Genomic DNA, 22,737 nt, shown 5'->3' with positions numbered 1-22,737 from the left:
CGTTCCGCGGTTACCATCCCCGTTGTGAACCGCGAAGTGACTCTGCCTCTGATCGTCGACGACCGCGGGACCTTGCAGGTGGCCGCGGCCGATGTGAGCAAGCTGCTGCGGACGGTGGGCGGACGATGGCTGCACCTGGTGGAGGCGGGTGAGGACGCGCTCGACGAGGACACGGTCGCGGCTTTGACCATCGAACTGGCGAAACTGGCCGACCGGATCGATGTGGCGTGCATCGCGCACAGCAGTGGGGCGGCCTCCGGCTAGGAACTCTCAGGACAGCCCTCTGGGCGCGGTTCCCCGTGCCCTTGGAGGGACACGAGGGTGCGCCAGAACATCGATGTGCAGCTCTGCGGCAGGCGGCCGTAACGATCTACGAGGTGCTCGTCGATCCCGACGGCGAGGTGATCGAACAGCTGCGCAAGAGGTACGACATCGGCCAGCTCACACCTTTGAGGCACCGGTAGGGCCCCGCACCCCGGGGGCGCGGGGGCGGTGTCGGTCCGCGGCCGGCATCGCGCGGATCCCCCACGGCGCTACCGGATCGGCATCCCCGACAGCGTGCGGGCGATGACCAGACGCTGGATCTCGCTCGTCCCTTCGAAGATCGTGTAGATGGCGCTGTCCCGGTGCATCCGCTCCACCGGGTACTCCCGGGTGTAGCCGTTGCCGCCCAGTATCTGCAGGGCCTGCGCCGTGACCTTCTTCGCCGTCTCGCTGGCGAACAGCTTCGACTGCGACCCCTCGGCCGCGGTGAACGGCCTGCCGTTGACCGCCATCCAGGAGGCCCGCCACACCAGCAGCCGCGCCGCGTCCACGGACGTCCGCATGTCCGCGAGCTGGAAGGCGACGCCCTGGTTGTCGATGATGGGCCGCCCGAACTGCTCCCGGGTCTTGGCGTAGTCGAGGGCCACCTCGTACGCGGCGCGGGCGGTGCCCACCGCCATGGCACCCACGGCCGGCCGGGACGCCTCGAACGTGGCCATCGCCGCGTTCTTCACCCGCTCACCCCCGGCCTTCGCCCGCTCACGCGCCCGCGCCAGCCGCTCGTCGAGCTTCTCCTTGCCGCCGAGGAGGCAGGAGCCGGGCACGCGCACGTCCTCAAGGACGACCTCGGCGGTGTGCGAGGCACGGATGCCGTGCTTCTTGAACTTCTGCCCCTGGGACAGGCCGGGCGTGTTCGGCGGGACGATGAAGGAGGCGTGCCCCTTGGAGCCGAGTTCCGCGTCGACCACGGCGACGACGACATGGACGTTGGCGATGCCGCCGTTGGTCGCCCAGGTCTTCGTGCCGTTGATCACCCACTCGTCCCTGGCCTCGTCGTAGACCGCGCGGGTACGCATGGAGGCCACGTCGGAACCGGCGTCGGGCTCGGAGGAGCAGAACGCGGCGACCTTGACATCGTTCGCGTCGCCGTACATCTGGGGGATCCAGGTGCCGATCTGCTCCTCGGTGCCGTTGGCGAGGACGCCCACGGCGGCGAGGCCGGTGCCGACTATGGAGAGGGCTATGCCCGCGTCGCCCCAGAACAGCTCCTCCATGGCCATGGGGATGCCGAGCCCGGTGGGGTCGAAGTACTGCTGAGCGTAGAAGTCGAGGGAGTAGATGCCGACCTTGGCGGCCTCCTGGATCACCGGCCAGGGGGTTTCCTCGCGCTCGTCCCACTCGGCGGCCGCTGGGCGGATCACATCGGCGGCGAATCCGTGGAGCCAGTCGCGGACCTCTCGCTGTTCCTCGTTGAGTTCCATGGTGAACTCGGCCATGACGCCTCCAGCACTGCACTAAGATGTTACCTGCGGTAACTGGAGTCTGTTACCGGTCGGTAGGAAAAGTCAACTCCCGAGCCGGGCTCGGTAACCCGTTCGACCGGGACGTGCCCATCAGTGCTAGTTTGCGCAGGCGTCACCGAATTCAGCACCTGGGGGAGAGACTCATGGACACCACGCAGCGGACCGTCCAGGAACGGTCCGCCGACCGCCGTCGGCGTGAGCTGCTGGAAGCCGCGGACAGAGTCGTGCTCCGCGACGGCCCCGGAGCGTCGATGAACGCCATCGCCGCCGAGGCCGGCATCACCAAGCCGATCCTCTACCGCCACTTCGGCGACAAGGGGGGACTTTACGCCGCCCTCGCCCAGCGGCACACCGACGCCCTCCTCGACTCCCTGCGGGCCGCGCTGGACGCCCCGGCGGAGCGCCGCCAACGGGTCGAGGCCACCCTCGACACCTATCTGACGGCCATCGAGGCCCGCCCTCAGGTGTACCGCTTCCTCATGCACCCGGCCGAGGGCGGCCAGCCCGGCGACCAGGGCTTCGACGTGGGCAGGCACTCCGCCCCCCTGCTGCGCCGGATGGGCGAGGAACTGGGCAAGGTCATAGAGGAGCGCCTCGACCTCGGCTCCGACAGCCGCCGGCTCGCCCGCGTCTGGGGCCACGGCATCGTGGGCATGATGCACGCGGCGGGCGACTGGTGGCTCGGCGAACGCCCCTGCACAAGAGCGGAGTTGGTCCACAGCCTGGCGGACCTGTTGTGGGGTCGCCTGGCCGCGGCGGGCGACAAGGTGGGCGGACCCGGGTTCTGAGGGTTCTCGCTCCTCGGAGGCGCGGGGAACCGCGCGAGCAACCACACACAACCCACAGTCATCGACCGGTCACCGCTCCCCACGGCGCCCGAGCGGCCTTCCGCAACACCCGTCGCCGACGCCACCCACTGAGCCGGTCGGCATACACACGCCCCTCAAGGTGATCACACTCGTGCTGAAGACACCGGGCGAAGAACCCCGTCCCCCGCACCCTGACCGGCTCCCCCTCCGCGTCGTACCCCTCCACCACGGCCTCGTCATACCGCTCCACCCCCGCCTCCAGTCCGGGCAGCGACAGACAGCCCTCGGGCCCCCGCAGCACGATCCCCTCCGTCGAGACGAGCCGCGGGTTCACCACATGGCCGAGATGACGCACGTCCTCGTCGTCCGGGCAGTCGTACACGAACACCCGGAGCGCCCGGCCCACCTGGTTCGCGGCGAGACCCACACCCCGCGCGTCGTACATCGTCGCGAACATGTCTCCCACAAGCCGCACCAGTTCGGGCCCGAACTCCGTCACGTCTCCACAGGGCGCGTGCAGTACGGGGTCGCCGAGCAGTGTCATGGGGAGAACGCGCCCTCGGGCGCCGGGAATCGAGCCGTTTCGCATGGCCGCAAGAGTACGTTCGGACCCGATATCGCCGGTCCGGTCCGTGCGACGGCCCGGTCGAGATTCGGGCGGGTGAGTGGATCTCGATAGTCTTTGGTCCACACGTTGCCGGGACTGGGCGCGGCGCTGTACGCAAGGAGGATCGAGAACTGATGGCAGGCAACTCGGACCCGCTGACGCCGCGGGCCAAGCTGGCCGTGACGGCGGGCAAGGCGGTCGCGGCGGCATCACGTGCCGCGGGACGCGGTAGCGGATCTGTGATCGGCGGCCGGGTGGCGCTCAAACTCGACCCCGACCTCCTCGCCCGGCTCGCGCAGAGCCTGGACGTGATCCTGGTCTCGGCGACCAACGGCAAGACCACCACGACCCGCTTGATCGCCGAGGCGCTGCGCGCCGCGGGCCCGGTCGTGTCGAACGCGCTGGGCGCCAACATGCCCGCGGGCATCACCTCGGCGCTCGCCGGGAACTCGGACGCCAAGTTCGCGGTCATCGAGGTCGACGAGAAGTACCTCGCCGGTGTCGCGCGGGACACCGACCCCAAGTGCATCGCACTGCTCAACCTCTCCCGCGACCAGCTCGACCGTGCCGCCGAGACGCGCATGATGGCGGAGGCCTGGCGCGAGGGCCTGGCCGGCGCCAAGGCCGTCGTCGTGGCCAACTGCGACGACCCGCTGATCGTGTGGGCCGCCTCGTCCTCCCCGAACGTGATCTGGGTCGCGGTGGGCCAGATGTGGAAGGACGACGCCTGGTCCTGCCCGTCCTGCGGCGGTGTGATGCAGCGGCCCGGTGAGGACTGGTTCTGCGGTGAGTGCGGTTTCCGCCGCCCGACGCCGAGTTGGGCGCTCTCCGGCGACCACGTCATCGACCCGCACGGTTCGGCCTGGCCGATCCACCTCCAGCTGCCGGGCCGCGCCAACAAGGCCAACGCCGCCTCGTCGGCCGCGACCGCCGCCGTCTTCGGCGTGCCGCCGCAGGTAGCTCTGGAACGCATGTACCAGGTGCAGGCGGTGGCCGGGCGGTACGACGTGGTGCAGTTCATGGAGCGCGATCTGCGGCTGCTGCTCGCGAAGAACCCGGCGGGCTGGCTGGAGACGTTCTCGCTGATCGACCAGCCGCCGGCGCCGGTGATCCTGTCGGTGAACGCGCGCGGCGCCGACGGCACCGACACCTCCTGGCTGTGGGACGTCGACTACAGTCGGCTGACCGGCCACCCGATCTTCGTGCTCGGCGACCGCAAGCTCGACCTGGCGGTCCGTCTCGAAGTGGCGAACCAGCACTTCCAGGTCTGTGAGAGCCTCGACCAGGCGGTGCAGATGTGCCCGCCGGGTCGCATCGAGGTCATCGCGAACTACACCGCGTTCCAGGACCTGCGCCGCCGCGTGGGCAACTGAGCGCCGACCACGAACGACTCCGAGGGGCACCGATCTTCATGAGCGACAACAGTCTGCGGGTCGTCTGGGTCTACCCGGACCTGCTCAGCACCTACGGCGACCAGGGCAACGTCCTGGTCGTGGAGCGCCGGGCGCGGCAGCGCGGCCTGGACGTGGCGCGGCTGGACGTACGCAGCGACCAGCCGATCCCGACCTCCGGCGACATCTATCTGATCGGCGGCGGCGAGGACCGTCCGCAGCGGCTCGCGGCCGAGCGGCTGCGCCGGGACAGGCATCTGTACCAGGCGGTGAACAACGGCGCGATCGTCTTCGCGGTGTGCGCCGGCTACCAGATCCTCGGCCACGAGTTCGTCAACGACCTCGGACAGCGTGAGCCGGGCCTCGGCCTGCTCGACGTGACCTCGGTCCGCGGCGAGGGCGAGCGGTGCGTCGGCGACGTCCTCGGGGACATCGACCCGCGCCTCGGTCTGCCCCAGCTGACCGGGTTCGAGAACCACCAGGGCGTCACCCACCTCGGCCCCACCGCCCGCCCGTTCGCGCAGGTGCGGCTCGGCAAGGGCAACGGCACGGGCGACGGCACGGAGGGCGCGTACAACGACACCGTGTTCGGCACGTACATGCACGGGCCGGTGCTCGCGCGGAACCCGCAGATCGCCGATCTGCTGCTGAAGCTGGCCCTCGACGTGAACGCGCTGCCGCCGACCGACGACCGCTGGTTCGAGGCGCTGCGGGGCGAACGCATCACGGCAGCTCAGCAGCAGCCCGCGTAGGGCCTCCGGCCGGCCGCCGAGGAGCCTGCGAAACGGTTCCTCAGCGCCCGTGTCCAAGCCCGTCCGACCGCCGCTCCGCTCACTCCTGAAAGCCCTTCTGACCAGGCCTCCGCTCACCTGTGCGGGGCCGTCCAGCAGGCGGACGCCCGCTACGGCCCCGCCCCCTGCCGCCGGTAGGGTGGCGGGGATTCCGCCGGACAACGTGGTCCGGATCCGGCCCACATCGAGAAGGTATTCGGGCTATGCGCATTGGTGTCCTCACGTCCGGCGGCGACTGCCCCGGCCTGAACGCCGTCATCCGGTCCGTCGTGCACCGTGCCGTCGCCGACCACGGCGACGAGGTCATCGGCTTCCGGGACGGCTGGAAAGGCCTCCTGGACTGCGACTACCTCAAGCTCGACCTCGACGCGGTGGGCGGCATCCTGGCCCGCGGCGGCACGATCCTCGGTTCCTCCCGGGTCCAGCCCTCGCATCTGCGCGACGGCGTGGCGCGAGCCAGGGGCCACGTCGAGGAGCTGGGCCTCGACGCGATCATCCCGATCGGCGGGGAGGGCACGCTCAAGGCGGCCCGGCTGATGTCGGACAACGGCCTGCCGGTCGTGGGCGTTCCGAAGACCATCGACAACGACATCGCGGTCACGGACGTCACCTTCGGTTTCGACACGGCCGTGGGGGTGGCGACCGAGGCCCTGGACCGGTTGAAGACCACCGCCGAGTCCCACCAGCGGGTCCTGGTCGTGGAGGTCATGGGCCGCCACACCGGCTGGATCGCCCTGCACTCCGGCATGGCGGCCGGCGCGCACGCCATCGTCGTACCGGAACGGCCCTTCGACATCGAGGAGTTGGCCGCGCGTGTCGGCGAGCGCTTCGAGGCGGGCAAGCGGTTCGCGATCGTCGTCGCGGCGGAGGGGGCCAAGCCGAGGGCCGGGTCCATGGACTTCGACGAGGGCGGCAGGGACATCTACGGGCACGAGCGGTTCGCCGGGATCGCGCGGCAGCTCTCCGTCGAGCTGGAGTCCCGGCTCGGGAAGGAGGCGCGGCCGGTGATCCTCGGGCATGTCCAGCGGGGTGGTACGCCGACCGCGTACGACCGGGTGCTCGCCACGCGCTTCGGGTGGCATGCGGTGGAGGCCGTGCACCGGGGGGAGTTCGGGAAGATGACGGCGCTTCGGGGGACGGACATCGTGATGGTGCCCCTCGCCGAGGCGGTGGAGACGTTGAAGACCGTGCCGGAGGACCGGTACGAAGAGGCCGAGTGCGTGCTCTGAGTTCCGACTCGCGCCCTTCACGGGCTTGCCCCCGGTCACCGGCGTGGCCGGGGGCGGTTCTAGTCTGGGGGCGGGCAGACAGCTCAACCCCCCACGAAGCAGGAGCCGGCGGATGGACCACAGCGGGCACGGTATGGGGCTTTTGCCCTTCACCCTGGGGCGGGGGCTCCAGTGGTCGGCGGATCCCTTCTTCCTCGTCGCCTGCCTGGTAGGGCTGTCCCTCTACGGCTGGGGGGTCGTGCGGCTCGTGCGGCGCGGGGACAAGTGGCCGATGGGACGCTCGGTCGCGTTCGTCCTCGGTGTGCTGCTCGTGCTGCTGATGATGTGTACGGGGCTGAACGACTACGGCATGGTCATGTTCAGCGTGCACATGGTGCAGCACATGGTGATCAGCATGCTGGCGCCGATCCTGCTGTTGCTGGGCGCTCCGATCACGTTGGCGCTGCGTGCGCTGCCGGTGGCGGGCAAGGGGCGGAAGGGGCCGCGTGAGCTGCTGCTGATGTTCCTGCACAGCTGGTACATGAAGATCGTCACGCATCCGGCGTTCACGATCCCGATGTTCATCGCGAGCCTGTACGCGCTGTACTTCACCCCGATGTTCGACTTCCTGATGGGGTCGAAGCCGGGGCACATCGCGATGATGACGCACTTCCTCGCGGTGGGGCTGTTCTTCTTCTGGCCGATCATGGGCGTGGACCCGGGGCCGCACCGGCCGGGCTATCTGATGCGGATGCTGGAGCTGTTCGCGGGCATGCCGTTCCACGCGTTCTTCGGCATCGCGCTGATGATGGCGTCCACGCCGATGGTGAAGACGTACGAGAACCCCCCGGCCTCCCTGGGCATCGACGCGCTCGCCGACCAGAACGCGGCCGGCGGCATCGCCTGGGCGTTCAGCGAGATCCCCTCGGTGCTCGTCCTGCTGGCGCTGCTCTTCCAGTGGTACGGCTCCGAGCAGCGGCAGGCCCGGCGCACGGACCGCGCGGCCGACCGGGACGGCGACAAGGAGCTGGAGGCGTACAACGCCTATCTGGCCTCACTCGACGCACGTAGCCGCTGACCACATTTCTTTGTCGTGCCCCTCTTTCGTTTGTTCGACCACACGACCGCACTCCTCTTTTTCCTTGACCGAGAGGCTTTGCCCTTCAGTAACATGATGGCGTGAGCCTCGCGTCCGTTCTGCTGGGCGACGGGGGAAACCGCCGGGGGGAGCGGTCATGACAATGCAGGCATGCTTGCGAACGTGTTTACGAAAAGCGGGGAAATCGGCCGCCCGGAGAATCGCCGTCCTGCTGGTGGGCGTGGTGATCCTCAGCGGATGCGGCGACTCGGGGCCGATGTTCGTCGTGAAGGCGGTGGCCGCGGGCGTGCCGTCCCTCGCACCCTTCTTCGACGAGAGCAAAAGGCTGGGCCGGGACGAGCGCGACCTCGCGTCCCTGGATCCGCACAGCGGACTGCAGCAGGGCAACACCCCCGGCCTGTACGGCGGCACGCGGAAGCCGAAGATCTGTGACGTCCGCAAGCTGGAGAATTTCCTCACCGCCCCCGAGAACAGGAAAAAGGCTCAGGAATGGGCCCGGATCGCCGGTATCAAGAAGGACGGCATCGGAAATTATCTCGAAGAACTCACACCCGTTCTCCTGCGCCACGACACCCTCGTGAAGAACCACGACTACAAGAAGGGCAAGGCCGTCCCCTTCGACGCGCTGCTGGAAGCCGGCATCGCGGTACTGGTCGACGATCAGGGGCTGCCCGCCGTGAAGTGCGGCTGCGGAAATCCCCTGCGCGCCTTCGACGGCGACCCCGGACGCATCACCGTGGAGTTCGCCGACGGCAACGACGAGTGGTACGGCTTCGACAAGTCCGACGTGGTCGTCGTCAAGCCCGCGCCCAGTCAGTTGACGGAGATCAAACTCGTCGACGTGGAAAACCCGGACCAGGGCATCATCCGGGAGGTCGGCACCACGGGCGAGTCCGACAAGAGCTTCGACACGCGGGTGCCTCAGGCCGTGCCGCAGGTGCGCGGGATGACCTTCGGCGAGGCCGGCGCGGCCATGGCGGACAAGGGCCTGGCCGTCGCGGTCGCCGGGGACGGGCTGCCGCCGAGTGACGCGCCGGTGACCGGGTCGAGCCCCGGACCGGGCACCCGGCTGACGTTCGGCGCGGCGGTGGCACTGCACGTGGACCGGCCGGCGGCGTCGTCCAAGGACAGCACGGAGGGTTCCGGGCCAGGGTCCGGGTCCGGGTCGGACCGTGATCCGGGCTCGGATCGTGACTCGGGCTCGGGCTCCACTGGGACGGATCCGGATCCGACCGGGCCCTCGGGGGCGGATCGGTCACCGTCGGGCGGGTCACCGACAGGCAGGGGGTCTCCTTCGACGGGCGGCGGGTCGTCGCCGACGGACAAGGGCTCCGCGTCGGCGGGTGAGGGCTCCGCGTCGGCGGGTGGTGGCATGTCGTTGGCCCCGACGCCGTCCAAGGAGTCCGAGAAGCCGCCGCCGGACCCCGCACCCACCGCCACCGTCCCGTCGGCGCCGCCCGCCCCGTCCAGGTCGACCAGGGCCCCGTCACCTCCCGGCCCCGCCCCGCCGGTAGACGGCGGCCCGCCCGCCGACCGGCCGACGACGAGCGATCCCGGGCCGCCCGGCGATCCGCCGTCCGACGGCCTGGGGGACCCGGTGGATCCCAGCGGTGCGGGCGCCCCCGCCGAGGACCCGGCCCAGCCCGTACGACCCTGAACCCTGGGGAGTGACCGATGCAGTCAGAAACACCGCAATCGGGAGTCGGCCGGGTCATCGCCGGCCGCTACCTCCTGCTGAACCGGCTCGGCAGCGGCGGCATGGGCCATGTCTGGCTGGCGCACGACCGGGAGCTGGACTGCGAGGTGGCGCTCAAGGAGATCGTGTTCCGCGATCCGGACGAGGCCGAGCGGGAGCGCACCGCCCGGGTGGCCCGCGCCCGGGCCGAGGCGCGGCACGCCGCCGGACTGCGCGCCCACCCGAACGTGGTGACCGTGCACGACGTCCTGGAGCACGACGAACTGCCGTGGATCGTCATGGAGTACGTGCCCGGCGCCCTCGACCTCAAGGCGCTCGTCACCCGGCGCGGCCCCCTGGCACCCGCCGAGGGCGCCCGGATCGGGCTCGCCGTGCTGGACGCGCTGACCGCCGGGCACGAGCGCGGCATCATGCACCGGGACGTCAAGCCGGCCAACATCCTGCTCGCCCCGGACCGCACCGGATCGCCGTACGCGCGCGTCCTCCTCACCGACTACGGCATCTCCGTCCAGCCCGACACCCAGGAGACCCGGTACACCGGTACACACGTCGTCGTCGGGACCTCCGGATACCTCGCGCCCGAGCGGGCCCAGGGCGGGCCGCCGACCGCCGCCGCCGACCTGTTCTCGCTGGGCTGCACGCTGTACCACGCCGTCGAGGGGTACGGGCCCTTCGACCGCGACTCGGAGATCGCGGCGCTGACCGCCGTCGTTCTGGAGGAACCGCGCCCCATGCTGCGGGCGGGCGCGCTGGAGCCGCTGCTGGCCGCCATGCTCGCCAAGGACCCCGTGGGCCGGATCACCGCCGGCGAGACCGAGGCCGAACTCTCCGCGATCGTCACGCCGCGGGGCCGCCCCCGCACCGAGCCCGACCTTGGTTCGCAGCCGCAGTGGGCGAGCGAGACCACACACACGGGAGAGCCGGGGATTTCGGTCGCCTCCGGCGGTCTCCCACGGCCCACCGGCGTCGGCGGACGCCGCCGCCGGCACCGCAGCCGGGCACTCCTCGCGGGCATGGCCACCGCCCTCGGCCTGACCTTCGTGGTCGGCGGGGCCTGGTACGCCATGGGGAACATGAAGGACCTGCCGGGCGGGCTCGGCGGCAGTGGTGGCACCGGGGGCGGCGGACTGCCGTACGGGAGGACCGTGGGGCTGACGGAGCCGTTGCGGGAGGGCGACTGCGTGGACGTGACGTGGACGGGCGCCCCCTTCACCGGCGCGCCCCGGCTACAGGTCGTGGCGGAGTGCGCGGGGCGTGCGATGGACGGGCAGGTGATGGCGTCCTACGAGGCGTCGTCCGCCGAGGACGCCCGGGCGGGCGGGGCCGTCAGGTGCGAGCAGCTCACGGTGGAGGCCCGCGACAAGCTCATGGACATCCGCGGCTACGCCGTCCACCCGACCGACGACGGCTTCGACGCCGCCGGGCACCGGGTGGCCTGTCTGCTGCTGGGCGAGCGCAGGCCCGTGTACGGGCCGATCGGCGAGCATCGCGAGGTGGGTGAGACGGTGCTCGACGACGTGGCCACCCTGCAGAAGCAGGACTGCCTCGACCCGATCTCCGGTAACAGGATCCGACTGGTCTCCTGCCAGGACCGGCACTGGCAGAAGGTGCTCGGCTTCCACGAGATGAGTCCCGGGACCACGTACGGGGGCGCTCAGGACCAGGCTCTCGCCGCCTGCGAGAAGAACCTGCCGCCGCAGCAGTACGGCTACGAACCCGGTCTCACCGCTTCCGGTTTCTGGATCAGTGAGGACGGCTGGAAGAAGGGCGCACGTTACGTCGTGTGCACGGTTATTTCCGCCAGTGGGGGCACCCTGGAGGGAGAGGAAGCCTGAGGAAGGGTGTCGCAATGCCCGATTCGACGAAGGCCATGGGAGTGCTCACCGTCGGTGGGCTGGTCGTGGTGTCGGCCTACTCGGCGACGCTGGGCAGCAACGGCTGGCTGTGGTTCGGATGGGTCGTCCTGGGGCTGCTGACGCTGGGGATGGTGGCGTCACGCAGCTGAGGCTCACACACAGTGACTCTCATGCCCGGGGGATTCCCCCGTCCGGGTGTACACCCGGCTGGTACTTCGGCAGCCGGGCGGTGATTTTCATGCCCGCGCCGACCGCGGTCTCGATGACGAGGCCGTGGTCGTCGCCGTACACCTGGCGGAGCCGTTCGTCGACGTTGCTGAGGCCGATACCGCCCGAGGGGCTGGTCCCGCCGGCCAGGATGCCGCGCAGGACCTCGGGTTCCATGCCGACGCCGTCGTCCTCGATGACGACGAGAGCCTCGGCGCCGGCGTCCTGGGCGGTGATGCTGATGTGGCTGTTGTCGGTCCTGCCTTCGAGGCCGTGCTTCACCGCGTTCTCGACGAGGGGCTGGAGGCACAGGAACGGCAGGGTGACCGGCAGGACCTCGGGGGCGATCTGGAGGGTGACCGAGAGCCGGTCGCCGAAGCGGGCCCGGACCAGCGCCAGGTAGTGGTCGATGGCGTGCAGCTCGTCGGCGAGGGTGGTGAAGTCGCCGTGCCTGCGGAACGAGTAGCGGGTGAAGTCGGCGAATTCCAGGAGGAGCTCACGGGCGCGTTCGGGGTCTGTGCGGACGAACGAGGCGATCACCGCAAGCGAGTTGAAGATGAAGTGCGGAGAGATCTGGGCGCGCAGTGCCTTGATCTCGGCCTCGATCAACCGGGTGCGGGACTGGTCGAGATCGGCCAGTTCGAGCTGGACGGAGACCCAGCGGGCGACCTCCCCGGCCGCCCGGACGAGGACGGCGGACTCATGCGGGGCGCAGGCGACGAGAGCCCCGTGGACGCGGTCGTCGACGGTGAGGGGGGCGACGACCGCCCAGCGCACCGGGCAGTCGAGGAGGTCGCAGGTCAGCTGGAAGGCCTCGCCCCGGCCGGTCTCCAGGGGCCCCGCCAGCCGTTCCATGATCTCGGCGCGGTGGTGCTCCCCCACGCCCTCCCAGGCCAGGACCGACTCGTGGTCGGTGAGGCACAGGGCGTCCGTGCCGAGCAGGGTGCGCAGCCGCTTGGCGGATCTGCGGGCGGTCTCCTCGGTGAGGCCGGCGCGCAGCGGGGGCGCGGCGAGCGTGGCGGTGTGCAGGGTCTGGAAGGTGGCGTGCTCGACGGGCGTGCCGAGTCCGCCGAGGCTGCTGCGAGGCCGGGCGGTGCGGCGGCCGAGCCAGAACCCGGCCGCGAGCAGGGGGAGCGCGGCCACGAACAGCCCGGCGAGGAACCCGGTGATCTCACCGCTCATCGCGCACCGCCCGCCTGTTTCCTGCAGTCATCACGCGTGGCCCTGTCTCTCGCGCCTCTCACCGGTCACCGCCGCCACAGTTCGATCTCCTTGGTGGCCGCGCGCGTCCGCCCGCCGACCAGTTCCTCCGGGAGGTGGAAGCGCGCCAGGATCGCCGGTGTCTCCGCCGGGACCTTGCCGGCGGTGGCCAGGGACACCAGGACCATCGTGAGGAAGCCGAGGGGGACGGACCAGAGGGCGGGCCAGGCCAGCAGGGCGTGCAGGGTGCCGGTGCCGGGGTATCCGGCCATGGTCGCGGCGACCGCGAGGAGGGCTGCTCCGCCGCCGACGAGCATCCCCGCGGCGGCGCCCGGCGGGGTGAGGCGCCGCCACCAGATGCCGAGGACGAGCAGCGGGCAGAAGGAGGAGGCGGAGACGGCGAAGGCGAGGCCGACCGCGTCGGCGACCGGCAGCCCTCCGACCAGGACACTCGCCGCGAGCGGTACGGCCATGGCGAGGACCGCGGCGAGCCGGAAGTGCCGTACGCCGCGTGAGGGCAGGACGTCCTGGGTGAGCACGCCGGCGATGGCCATGGTCAGACCGGACGCGGTGGACAGGAACGCCGCGAACGCGCCGCCCGCGACCAGTGCGCCGAGCAGATCGCCGCCGAGGCCGCCGATCATGCGGTCCGGGAGGAGCAGTACGGCCGCGTCGGCGTCGCCGGTGAGGGTGAGTTCGGGGGCGTAGAGCCGGCCGAGTGCCCCGTAGACCGGTGGCAGGAGGTAGAAGGCGCCGACCAGGCCGAGGACGACGACGGTGGTGCGGCGGGCGGCGACGCCGTGCGGGCTGGTGTAGAAGCGGACGACGACGTGGGGCAGGCCCATGGTGCCGAGGAAGGTGGCGAGGATCAGCCCGTAGGTGGCGTACAGGGGGCGTTCCTCACGCCCTGCGGCGAGGGAGGTGGACATGCCGCCGTTGCCGCCGCGCTCGGCGACGGGGACGGTGTCGCCCTTGGTGAAGGTCAGGCGGGTGCCCCGGTCGACGCGGTGGGTGCCGGCGGGCAGGTCGACGCGGCGGCCGTCGTGGCGGCGGCCGTCGATCGTGCCGGATGCGGTGACGGTCAGCGGGCTCGCGAGCTTCAGGTCGATGGTCTCGTCGATACGGACCACCCGTTGCTCGCGGAACTCGGCGGGTTCGTCGAAGGCGTGCCGTGGGGCGCCGTCGCCCTGCCAGGCGAGGACGAGGAAGAGGGCGGGGACCAGGAGGGCGGTGAGTTTGAGCCAGTACTGGAAGGCCTGGACGAAGGTGATGCTGCGCATCCCGCCGGCGGCGACCGTGGCGGAGACCACGACGGCGACGATGACCCCGCCGAGCCATCCGGGCGCGTCGGTGAGCACGTTCAGCGTCAGCCCGGCGCCCTGGAGCTGAGGCAGCAGATACAGCCAGCCGACGCCGACCACGAAGGCCCCCGCGAGCCGTCGTACGGTCTTGGAGGCGAGCCGGGCCTCGGCGAAGTCCGGCAGGGTGTACGCGCCGGAGCGGCGCAGCGGGGCGGCGACGAACAGCAGCAGGACGAGATAGCCGGCGGTGTAGCCGACCGGGTACCAGAGCATGTCGGGGCCCTGCACCAGGACGAGGCCGGCGATGCCGAGGAAGGAGGCGGCGGACAGGTACTCGCCGCTGATGGCGGCGGCGTTGAGGCGGGGGCCGACGGTGCGGGAGGCTACGTAGAAGTCGGAGGTGGTCCGGGAGATCCGCAGGCCGAAGGCGCCGACGAAGACGGTCGCCACGACCACGAGGGCGACCGCGGGGACGGTGTAGTTGTCGTTCACGAGTTCTCTGTTCCGTCCGTTCGCCCGCCTCAGCGGTCCTCGACGAGCCGGACGAGGTCCTGCTCGTTGCGTTCGGCACGGCGTACGTGCCGGCGGGCGAGGAGGACGAGCGGCGGGTAGACGCCGAAGCCGAGGACGGCCCACTCCAGGCCGGCGCCGTCCGGCATCGCGGCGAAGACCAGGGGCAACGGGGCGACCAGCAGGACCAGGACCGCGAACACGCCGAGGGCGGCGCGGAGCTGGCTGCGCATGAGGGAGCGGACGTAGGTGTGGCCGAGTGTGGTCTGTTCGTCGATCTCGGTGCGTGGTCGGTGGTGGCCGGAGGTGCGGCGCGTGCGGCGGGGCACTCCGGTGACGACGACGCGCCGTTCGGTGGGTTCGTGGGGCATGGCGGCTCCTCAGCCCGTGGTCCGGCGCATCAGCAGATCGCGCAGTTCGCGTGCGTGGCGGCGGCTGACCTGGAGTTCCAGCGAGCCGATGAGGACGCTGACCGTGCCGGTGTCCAGGCGGAGTTCGCCGACGTGGCGCAGGGCGACGAGGTGACGGCGGTGGATGCGGACGAAGCCGCGTGCGCGCCAGCGTTCTTCGAGGGTGGAGAGAGGGATGCGGACGAGGTGGCTGCCCTGGGATGTGTGCAGTCGGGCGTAGTCGCCCTGGGCCTCGACGTGGGTGATGTCGTCGACGGGGACGAAGCGGGTCACTCCGCCGAGTTCGACGGGTATCTGGTCGGGGTCGGGCTCGTGGACCGGTATCGGCGGGGCCGCGTCGCGGAACTGGGCGGCTCGGCGGATCGCCTCGGCGAGGCGTTCTCGGCGGACGGGCTTGAGGACGTAGTCGACGGCCTTGAGGTCGAAGGCCTGGACGGCGAAGCCCTCGTGCGCGGTGACGAAGACGACGAGCGGGGGCCGGGCGAAGCCGGTGAGGAGGCGGGCGAGGTCGAGGCCGTCGAGTCCGGCCATGTGGATGTCGAGGAAGACGACGTCGATCGCCTCCGGTCCGTCGGGGCCGGACTCCAGGGCGCGGTTGATCCGCCGCAGCGCCTCGGTGGCGTCGCTCGCGCCCTCGGCGCTGCCGACCCGTGGATCCGCGTTCAGGAGGTACAGCAGCTCCTCGAGGGAGGGTTTCTCGTCATCGACGGCGAGCGCGCGCAGCATGAACCCGGAGTGTAGGAGTAATTCGTACGGCTGCACATGTGTGCGCGTCGGACGCCTTCGCGGTGGGCGCCGCGGGCGCCCACCGCTGGATACAGTGCCGGCATGAACAGCAAGTCCGCGGCGTTCGACCAACTCGATCGCAAGATCATCACGGCGTTGATGGCGAACGCGAGGACCAGCTTCGCCGAGATCGGCTCGGCCGTCGGTCTTTCGGCCACCGCGGTGAAGCGGCGGGTGGACCGGCTGCGCGAGACCGGGGTGATCACCGGGTTCACGGCCACGGTGCAGCCGGCGGCACTCGGCTGGCGCACGGAGGCGTACGTGGAGGTGTACTGCGAGGGCGCGGCGCCGCCCCGGCGCCTGGCGGAGGTGGTGCGCAACCATCCGGAGATCACGGCGGCGATGACGGTGACCGGCGGCGCGGACGCGCTGCTGCACGTGCGGGCCGTCGACGTGGAGCACTTCGAGGAGGTGCTGGAGCGGATCCGCACCGAGCCGTTCATCCGGAAGACGATCAGTTACATGGTGCTGTCGCACCTGTTGCCGGAGGCGCCGGAGGCCGGGGCGACCCAGGACGCAGCGAACCTGCACTGAGCCGGGTAAACACGCAGCATCACTGCGCGAACACGCAACGTTTGTTCCTTGTCGTGCGCCTGTCCCGATTCCTACCGTGGTGTCATCCCAGCCGACACCGCAGGAAGCGGAGAGACCCTCTGTGCCCGACAGCCGTGTGCCGCGCCTTCGGCGCTTTCTCGTCTGCGAACCCAGACATTTCGCCGTGCAGTACTCGATCAATCCCTGGATGCACCCGGACACTCCCGTGGACGTCGACCTCGCGCGGGATCAGTGGCGGGAGCTGATCCGCGCCTACCGCGCCCATGGCCACACCGTGGACACCGTGGAGCCGGTGGCGGCGCTGCCCGACATGGTGTTCGCGGCCAACTGCGCGCTCGTCCTCGGCGGCCGTGTCCTCGGCTCGCTGTTCCACGCACCCGAGCGGCGCCCCGAGTCCGTCGCCTACGACGCCTGGTTCAAGAGCGCCGGGTACGAGGTGTTCCGCTCCGAGTCGGTCTGCGAAGGAGAGGGCGACCTGGTGCCGACCACCCGCCATCTGCTCGCCGGGACCGGCTTCCGCACCACCCGTGAGGCCCATCGCCAGGCGCAGGAGTTCTTCGGCGTCCCGGTGATCAGCCTCCAGCTGGTGGACCCGCGCTTCTACCATCTGGACACCGCGCTGTTCGTCCTCGACGACGGCGGCGACGGCCACCCGGGCAACATCGCGTACTACCCTGAGGCCTTCTCACCCGGTAGCCGCGCGGTCCTGGCCCGGCTCTACCCCGACGCGGTGATCGCCACCCGTGAGGACGCCATGGCCTTCGGTCTGAACTCGGTGTCCGACGGCCGCCATGTGTTCATCTCGCCCCGTGCCAAGGAACTCGCCGACCAGCTCGCCCGGCAGGGCTACGTCCCCGTCCCCGTCGACCTCTCGGAGTTCCAGAAGGCCGGCGGCGGCATCAAGTGCGTCACTCAGGAGATCCGCTCATGACCGCTCCCGTCCACACGCGTTCGTCGGCCGACCTCATCCGCGCCGAGGAGCCCGTCCTCGCACACAACTACCACCCGCTGCCCGTGGTCGTCGCACGGGCCGAGGGCACCTGGGTCGAGGACGTCGAGGGCCGCCGCTATCTGGACATGCTGGCCGGTTACTCCGCACTCAACTTCGGCCACCGCCACCCGGCGCTGATCGACGCCGCGCACCGCCAGCTCGACACACTCACCCTCACCTCGCGGGCCTTTCACAACGACCGGCTCGCCGGGTTCGCCGAGGCCCTGGCCGAGCTGACCGGCCTGGACATGGTGCTGCCGATGAACACCGGCGCCGAGGCCGTGGAGAGCGCGATCAAGGTGGCCCGCAAATGGGCGTACGAGGTGAAGGGCGTCCCCGCCGACCAGGCGACGATCGTGGTCGCCGCCGACAACTTCCACGGCCGTACGACGACCATCGTGAGCTTCTCCACGGACCCGGTGGCCCGCGACGGCTTCGGCCCGTTCACACCGGGCTTCCGCGTGGTCCCGTACAACGATCTCGCCGCGCTGGAGGCGGCGATCGACCAGACGACGGCCGCGGTGCTGATCGAGCCCATCCAGGGCGAGGCGGGCGTGCTCATCCCGGACGACGGCTATCTGCCCGCGGTCAGCGAGCTGACCCGCCGCACCGGCTGCCTCTTCATCGCGGACGAGATCCAGTCGGGCCTCGGCCGCACCGGCCGGACGCTCGCCGTCGAGCACGAGGACGTCCGGCCCGATGCCGTGCTGCTGGGCAAGGCGCTCGGCGGCGGCATCGTGCCGGTGTCGGCGGTGGTGGCCCGCCGGGAGGTGCTGTCCGTCCTCCGCCCCGGTGAGCACGGGTCGACCTTCGGCGGCAATCCCCTGGCCGCGGCGGTCGGTTCGGCGGTGGTCGAACTGCTGCGGACCGGCGAGTTCCAGCGCAGGGCCGCCGAGCTGGGAGAGCTGCTGCGGGACGGGCTGGCGGCGATGGTGGGCCGGGGCGTGGTCGGGTTCCGGGCGCGCGGGCTGTGGGCGGGCGTCGACATCGACCCCGCGATCGGCACCGGCCGCGAGATCAGCCACCGCCTCATGGCGGAGGGAATCCTGGTCAAGGACACCCATGGCTCGACCATCCGGCTGGCCCCGCCGCTCACCATCACGGGCGCGGAGCTCCGCTCGGCGCTGGGCACGTTGGGGGAGGTTCTGAGAAAGGGTTCGGGTTCCTGAACCCCCAGGTTCCTGAACCCCCAGGCCCCGCCCCTGGGCGGGGCCTGGGGCGGCGGCCCTCATGCGCGCGGACGGTCGAAGCGGAACGGCGTGAGAGCGTCGGGCCGTCGGCCTGTGCGGACGTACTCGGCGAGCCGGTGTCCGGGCCCAGGGCGACGCCGAGCATGCCGTGGCCGGTGGCGACGAAGGCGTTGTCCTGTCCCGGTACCCGGTCGATGACCGGGAGCCCGTCGGGGAGGAAGGGCCGCCCGCCGACCAGGGGCCACGGATCAGGCCGGCCAGGTCGTCCGGATCGTCGAACCACTGGCCCGGACAGTGACGGCTCGCGCGGGCGACCGCGCCCCCCCGGCCTGGTGCGAGAGCGGCTTCAACCTCGTACGCGCGGCGGCGGCCCTGCACGTCCACCGCAACACCGTCGTCCACCGCATGCAGAAGATCGAGCAGATCACCGGGCGCCCCCGCGTGACCACCGCACGTGCATGACCCTCTGTCCCTCCCTGCCCGGCCGACCGGATGGGCGGCGGCGCCACGGCCTCGGACACCTGAATCGGCCGACGGCGACGCAGAGTGACTCCCGGCGGTTCCGTGCGACGACGGCCGCCGCCTAGACTGATCGCTCCCCTGGGGTGCGGAGGAGTGCGCGGTGTTCTATTACCTGCTCAAGTACGTGCTGCTTGGCCCGCTGCTGAGACTGGTCTTCCGGCCTCGGATCGAGGGTCTCGAACACGTCCCGTCGTCGGGCGCCGCCATTGTCGCCGGCAACCATCTGTCGTTCTCGGACCACTTCCTGATGCCCGCCATCCTCAAGCGGCGCATCACCTTCCTGGCGAAGGCCGAGTACTTCACCGGGCCGGGCATCAAGGGCCGGCTCACGGCGTTCTTCTTCCGCAGCGCCGGCCAGATCCCGGTGGACCGCTCCGGCAAGGAGGCGGGGCAGGCCGCCATCCGCGAGGGGCTCGGCGTGCTGAGCAAGGACGAACTCCTCGGCATCTACCCGGAGGGCACGCGCTCGCACGACGGCCGCCTCTACAAGGGCAAGCTCGGCGTGGCGGTCATGGCGCTCAAGGCGCGCGTGCCCGTGGTCCCCTGCGCGATGATCGGCACCTTCGAGGCGCAGCCGCCCGGCAAGGTCATCCCGAACGTCCACCCCGTCGTCATCCGCTTCGGCGAGCCCCTGGACTTCTCCCGCTATGAGGGCATGGAGAACGAGAAGGCCGTCCTGCGCGCCATCACCGACGAGATCATGTACGCCATCCTCTCGCTCTCCGAGCAGGAGTACGTCGACCAGTACGCGGCCGTCGCGAAGGCGGAGGAGGCCGCGGCGGCGAAGGAGCGAAAGTTCCCCCGGATGCCCCTGAGCTAGTGCCGCAGCACTAGCAACCTCCTGCGGCTGTCGTCGATTTGAGGGAGTTCTGCCGACAGCAGAGGCTCGCGGCGAACCGGGCGCGGGCGTCGTACGGTCGGGGCATGACGCGACGTGCTGTGGTGATCGGGGCGACGGGACAGATCGGCCGGGTGGCCGTGGGCGCGCTGGCGCGGGACGGCTGGGCGGTGACGGCCGTCTCGCGGGGCGGCGGCCGGGATGACGGCTGGCCGGAGGACGTGCGGGTCGTACCGGCGGACCGGGGTGACGACGCGGCGCTGGCGGCAGCGGTCGGCGGCGGTTGCGACGTCCTGGTGGACATGGTCGCGTACGGTCCCGAACACGCCCGGCAGCTGCTCACCCTGGCCGACCGGGTCGGCTCGGCGGTCGTCGTCTCCAGCGTGTCGGTGTACGAGGACGACAAGGGGCGCAACTTCGACACCCAGGCGGAGCCGGACGGCTTCCCCGAGTACCCCGTGCCCCTCCCCGAGAGCCATCGCACGATCCGGCCCGGCGACTCCTCGTACAGCACCCGCAAGGCGGGGCTGGAGCGCGAACTCCTCGCCGGGGGCGACCGGTTGCCCACCACCCTGCTGCGCGCGGGCGCCATCCACGGACCGCACTGCCGTACGCCGCGCGAGCTGTACTTCGTGAAGCGCAACCTCGACGGCCGGTCCCGCCGGGTCCTCGCGTACGGCGGTGCGAGCCGCTTCCATCCGGCGAGCGTGCACAACATCGCCGAGCTGATCCGTCTCGCCGCGGCCCGGCCGGGCACGCGGGCGCTGAACGCCGTCGACCCCGACGCACCGACCGTGGCGGAGATCGCCGCCGCGATCGACGCCGTGATGGGCGTCGAAGCGGAGAACGTGCTGGTCGACGGGGCTCCCCCGGCGCCCGCCGTGGGCGACACCCCGTGGTCCGTGCCGGTGCCCGTGGTGTGCGACATGTCGGCGGCGGAGCGGGAGCTGGGCTACCGCCCGGTGGTCCGGTACGCGCGGTCGCTGCCGGAGACGGTCGCGTGGATCGAGGACCGGCTGGCGGGCTGCCGGGACTGGAAGGAGGCCTGTCCCAGGATGTTCGCGACGTACGGGGAGCTCTTCGACTACGCGGCGGAGGACGCCTGGCTGGCGGGCCGGGCGGCATGACCGCGTGAGGGAGGGGACGACCGGCCCCCGGTCGTCCCCTCCCTCCGCTCAGGTGCCTACGGCTTCGGCGTGGCATGCGGCGCGCACGTCACGTCGGCCTTGCCCGCCTTGACGGTGAGCCGGTGAGCCGGTGGGGAAAGCCCCGTTCAGCGGATCGGTTGTGGCGCTGCGTCACCCGTCCAGTTGGGCGAGGGCCTCGTCGAGCACGCGCCGCAGCCGCAGCGCGTCGGGCGCGAGCGCGCTGACGAGGACGGCGGGCCCGGCGAGCGGAGTGAGCGCGGCCGACTCCCCCAGCACCCGCGGCGCAGGCGTCCGCTCGGCGAACTCCGGCCGCACGACGACGAGTTGGCCCAGCGCACGGCGCCCGCCCAGCACGGCGGGACCGTCCCAGCCACCCGGCGCCCCCGGCCCGCACACCACCTCCTGATCGAGCAACGGCCGCCCGCCCAGCCGCACGGTGAGCCGGCTGCCGAGCCGCCCGGGCCCCTCCCCGGCCCGCCCGAGCACCTGCTCCTCCCGGAACACCAGCCGGGCCCCTACGGCGAGCTCCACCCGCGTCGCCACATACAGGTCGCTCCCCTGCACGGAGATCAACTGCTCGGGCAGCCACCGCAGTTCGCCCCCGTCGGCGACCTCGATCCGTACGTCGTAGCGCGCCTCGTCACGGCCCTTCCCCTTGGCCTGCCCCGGCAGCGCGATCGTCGCCGCGGCCGATCCGACCCGCAGCCGCGCCCCCGCCCCGACCTCCGCCTCCACGGCGAACCGGTCTCCGCCGAGCGGCCCGCTCATCGCCCCCACCAGCATGACCCGCGCCTCGTCACCACTCCCCCGAGTCCGGCGCAACGCCAACGGCCCCTCGCTCTCCAGCACGGGCAGAGCGGTACCGCCCCGCCCGTCGGCGCGGGCCGCGATCCGCGCGGTGGCCTCGACCCCGGCGGTCGTCATGCCTCCGGCCGCCGCCGTCTCCCCGGCCGTCGTCATGCCGTCCACGCCGCGAGCTTCTCCCGAACCCAGGCGGCGACCTCCCCGACCCCCGCCTCACCGCGCAGCGACTGGAACACCACGGGCAACTCCGCCCTCTGCGCCTTCGCGTCCGCGGCCATCCGGGCGAGGTCCGACCCGACGTGCGGCGCGAGGTCCGTCTTGTTGACGATGAGCAGGTCGGCGGTGGTGACGCCGGGCCCGCCCTTGCGGGGGATGTCGTCCCCGCCCGCCACATCGATGACGAAGATCTGCTCGTCCACGAGCCCCCTGGAGAAGGTCGCGGTCAGGTTGTCGCCGCCCGACTCGACCAGAATCAGATCGAGCGGCCCGACCTCGTCCTCCAGGTCCTCCACGGCTTCCAGATTGGCGGAGATGTCATCCCGAATGGCCGTGTGCGGGCACGCCCCCGTCTCCACGGCCGTGATCCGCTCGGGCGGCAACACGGCCTCCCGGAGCAGGAACTCGGCGTCCTCCCGCGTGTAGATGTCGTTCGTCACGACAGCGAGCGACAACTCCTCCCGCAAGGCCCGGCAGAGCGCGGCGACGGTCGCCGTCTTACCGGACCCGACCGGGCCGCCGAGCCCGATCCGCAGGGCACGGCGCGTGCCGTCGGGGCGGTGCGCGTCGGCGCTGACGGCGGCGGGGCCGTCGTGGGAGTGGGGGTGGTCGAGATGCATGGAAGCGGCTCCTTGTCGGATAGGGATCGCGGGAGAACTCGGGGGTGAGGGTTGTGGGGGCGGGCGCGGGGAACTGCGCGAGCAACCCCAAACGATCCGCACCCGCCCACGAACCCCACCCACCCGAGCTCTCCCCGCGCGCAGGGGGGCGAAGGGGCACAGCCCCTGGGGGTGAGAGGGCAGGGGCGGCGGGGG

At 71.4% G+C, this 22,737-nt stretch carries 23 protein-coding genes; 15 read left to right on the top strand and 8 right to left on the bottom strand.

Translation table 11 applies throughout. The annotated features are described in order from the left end of the window. Positions 1–24 precede the first annotated feature (24 nt). Positions 25–264 carry a DUF6213 family protein gene (locus WBG99_RS31375; protein WP_338899571.1) on the top strand — a complete coding sequence of 80 codons (240 nt, stop codon included), beginning with the start codon at positions 25–27 and terminating at the stop codon, positions 262–264. 269 nt (positions 265–533) lie between these two features. On the opposite strand, the gene WBG99_RS31370 is transcribed toward WBG99_RS31375, so the two are convergent. Further along, entirely contained in the window at positions 534–1,760 is a 1,227-nt protein-coding gene (locus WBG99_RS31370) for an acyl-CoA dehydrogenase family protein (protein ID WP_338899570.1), read from the bottom strand. 170 nt (positions 1,761–1,930) lie between these two features. Here WBG99_RS31370 and WBG99_RS31365 point away from each other — a divergent pair, with 170 nt between their 5' ends. After that, entirely contained in the window at positions 1,931–2,575 is a 645-nt protein-coding gene (locus WBG99_RS31365) for a TetR family transcriptional regulator (protein ID WP_338899569.1), read from the top strand. 58 nt (positions 2,576–2,633) lie between these two features. Here the strand turns inward: WBG99_RS31365 and def are convergent, their stop codons facing one another. Continuing rightward, positions 2,634–3,185 (bottom strand): peptide deformylase, encoded by a 552-nt coding sequence (gene def / locus WBG99_RS31360; RefSeq protein ID WP_338899567.1) that lies wholly within the window; start codon positions 3,183–3,185, stop codon positions 2,634–2,636. Between the two features lie 152 nt (positions 3,186–3,337). Here def and WBG99_RS31355 point away from each other — a divergent pair, with 152 nt between their 5' ends. From WBG99_RS31355 to WBG99_RS31325, 7 genes are all read left to right on the top strand, one after another. Next, a complete protein-coding gene (locus WBG99_RS31355; protein WP_338899566.1) occupies positions 3,338–4,576 on the top strand; it encodes a MurT ligase domain-containing protein in 1,239 nt (412 codons plus the stop codon). Positions 4,577–4,614: 38 nt separating this feature from the next. Further along, positions 4,615–5,346: a glutamine amidotransferase gene (locus WBG99_RS31350; RefSeq protein ID WP_338899565.1), complete on the top strand. Its 732-nt coding sequence runs from the start codon at positions 4,615–4,617 to the stop codon at positions 5,344–5,346. Between the two features lie 242 nt (positions 5,347–5,588). Beyond that, on the top strand, positions 5,589–6,614 hold the full coding sequence (locus WBG99_RS31345; RefSeq protein ID WP_338899564.1) for a 6-phosphofructokinase: 1,026 nt from the start codon (positions 5,589–5,591) through the stop codon (positions 6,612–6,614). Between the two features lie 112 nt (positions 6,615–6,726). After that, positions 6,727–7,671: a cytochrome c oxidase assembly protein gene (locus WBG99_RS31340; RefSeq protein WP_338899563.1), complete on the top strand. Its 945-nt coding sequence runs from the start codon at positions 6,727–6,729 to the stop codon at positions 7,669–7,671. Positions 7,672–7,906: 235 nt separating this feature from the next. Then, positions 7,907–9,349 carry a PASTA domain-containing protein gene (locus WBG99_RS31335; protein ID WP_338899562.1) on the top strand — a complete coding sequence of 481 codons (1,443 nt, stop codon included), beginning with the start codon at positions 7,907–7,909 and terminating at the stop codon, positions 9,347–9,349. Between the two features lie 17 nt (positions 9,350–9,366). Continuing rightward, positions 9,367–11,223, top strand: a complete 1,857-nt coding sequence (locus WBG99_RS31330; protein WP_338899561.1) for a protein kinase — start codon at positions 9,367–9,369, stop codon at positions 11,221–11,223. A 14-nt stretch (positions 11,224–11,237) separates the two neighbouring features. Next, on the top strand, positions 11,238–11,393 hold the full coding sequence (locus WBG99_RS31325; protein ID WP_338899560.1) for a hypothetical protein: 156 nt from the start codon (positions 11,238–11,240) through the stop codon (positions 11,391–11,393). 19 nt (positions 11,394–11,412) lie between these two features. Here WBG99_RS31325 and WBG99_RS31320 read toward each other — a convergent pair whose 3' ends face one another. From WBG99_RS31320 to WBG99_RS31305, 4 genes are all read right to left on the bottom strand, one after another. Further along, on the bottom strand, positions 11,413–12,621 hold the full coding sequence (locus WBG99_RS31320; RefSeq protein WP_338900542.1) for a histidine kinase: 1,209 nt from the start codon (positions 12,619–12,621) through the stop codon (positions 11,413–11,415). A 77-nt stretch (positions 12,622–12,698) separates the two neighbouring features. After that, positions 12,699–14,444, bottom strand: coding sequence for a cation acetate symporter (locus WBG99_RS31315; protein ID WP_338899559.1), 1,746 nt, complete (start codon positions 14,442–14,444; stop codon positions 12,699–12,701). 29 nt (positions 14,445–14,473) lie between these two features. Next, on the bottom strand, positions 14,474–14,833 hold the full coding sequence (locus tag WBG99_RS31310) for a hypothetical protein (RefSeq protein ID WP_338899558.1): 360 nt from the start codon (positions 14,831–14,833) through the stop codon (positions 14,474–14,476). 9 nt (positions 14,834–14,842) lie between these two features. After that, the gene (locus tag WBG99_RS31305; RefSeq protein ID WP_338899557.1) at positions 14,843–15,598 is read right to left on the bottom strand and encodes a LytTR family DNA-binding domain-containing protein; all 756 of its coding nucleotides are present in this window, start codon (positions 15,596–15,598) and stop codon (positions 14,843–14,845) included. A 102-nt stretch (positions 15,599–15,700) separates the two neighbouring features. On the opposite strand from WBG99_RS31305, the gene WBG99_RS31300 reads away from it, so the two are divergent. From WBG99_RS31300 to WBG99_RS31275, 6 genes are all read left to right on the top strand, one after another. Next, positions 15,701–16,192 carry an Lrp/AsnC family transcriptional regulator gene (locus WBG99_RS31300; protein ID WP_338899556.1) on the top strand — a complete coding sequence of 164 codons (492 nt, stop codon included), beginning with the start codon at positions 15,701–15,703 and terminating at the stop codon, positions 16,190–16,192. 121 nt (positions 16,193–16,313) lie between these two features. After that, positions 16,314–17,144, top strand: a complete 831-nt coding sequence (gene ddaH, locus WBG99_RS31295) for a dimethylargininase (protein WP_338899555.1) — start codon at positions 16,314–16,316, stop codon at positions 17,142–17,144. Next, positions 17,141–18,373 carry an ornithine--oxo-acid transaminase gene (gene rocD / locus WBG99_RS31290; protein ID WP_338899554.1) on the top strand — a complete coding sequence of 411 codons (1,233 nt, stop codon included), beginning with the start codon at positions 17,141–17,143 and terminating at the stop codon, positions 18,371–18,373. The genes ddaH and rocD overlap by 4 nt, the downstream gene beginning before the upstream one ends. 315 nt (positions 18,374–18,688) lie before the next feature. Continuing rightward, positions 18,689–18,856 carry a helix-turn-helix domain-containing protein gene (locus tag WBG99_RS31285; RefSeq protein WP_338899553.1) on the top strand — a complete coding sequence of 56 codons (168 nt, stop codon included), beginning with the start codon at positions 18,689–18,691 and terminating at the stop codon, positions 18,854–18,856. Between the two features lie 160 nt (positions 18,857–19,016). Then, on the top strand, positions 19,017–19,736 hold the full coding sequence (locus WBG99_RS31280; RefSeq protein WP_338899552.1) for a lysophospholipid acyltransferase family protein: 720 nt from the start codon (positions 19,017–19,019) through the stop codon (positions 19,734–19,736). Positions 19,737–19,855: 119 nt separating this feature from the next. Then, positions 19,856–20,881, top strand: a complete 1,026-nt coding sequence (locus WBG99_RS31275; RefSeq protein WP_338900541.1) for an NAD(P)-dependent oxidoreductase — start codon at positions 19,856–19,858, stop codon at positions 20,879–20,881. 171 nt (positions 20,882–21,052) lie between these two features. Here the strand turns inward: WBG99_RS31275 and WBG99_RS31270 are convergent, their stop codons facing one another. Continuing rightward, on the bottom strand, positions 21,053–21,862 hold the full coding sequence (locus tag WBG99_RS31270) for an urease accessory protein UreD (RefSeq protein ID WP_338900540.1): 810 nt from the start codon (positions 21,860–21,862) through the stop codon (positions 21,053–21,055). After that, positions 21,859–22,542 (bottom strand): urease accessory protein UreG, encoded by a 684-nt coding sequence (gene ureG, locus WBG99_RS31265; protein WP_338899551.1) that lies wholly within the window; start codon positions 22,540–22,542, stop codon positions 21,859–21,861. The genes WBG99_RS31270 and ureG overlap by 4 nt, the downstream gene beginning before the upstream one ends. Between the last annotated feature and the right edge of the window lie 195 nt (positions 22,543–22,737).

The sequence above is a fragment of the Streptomyces sp. TG1A-60 genome (genome assembly GCF_037201975.1).
Lineage (GTDB): Bacteria > Actinomycetota > Actinomycetes > Streptomycetales > Streptomycetaceae > Streptomyces.
This window is presented reverse-complemented; position numbering and strand designations above follow the sequence as displayed.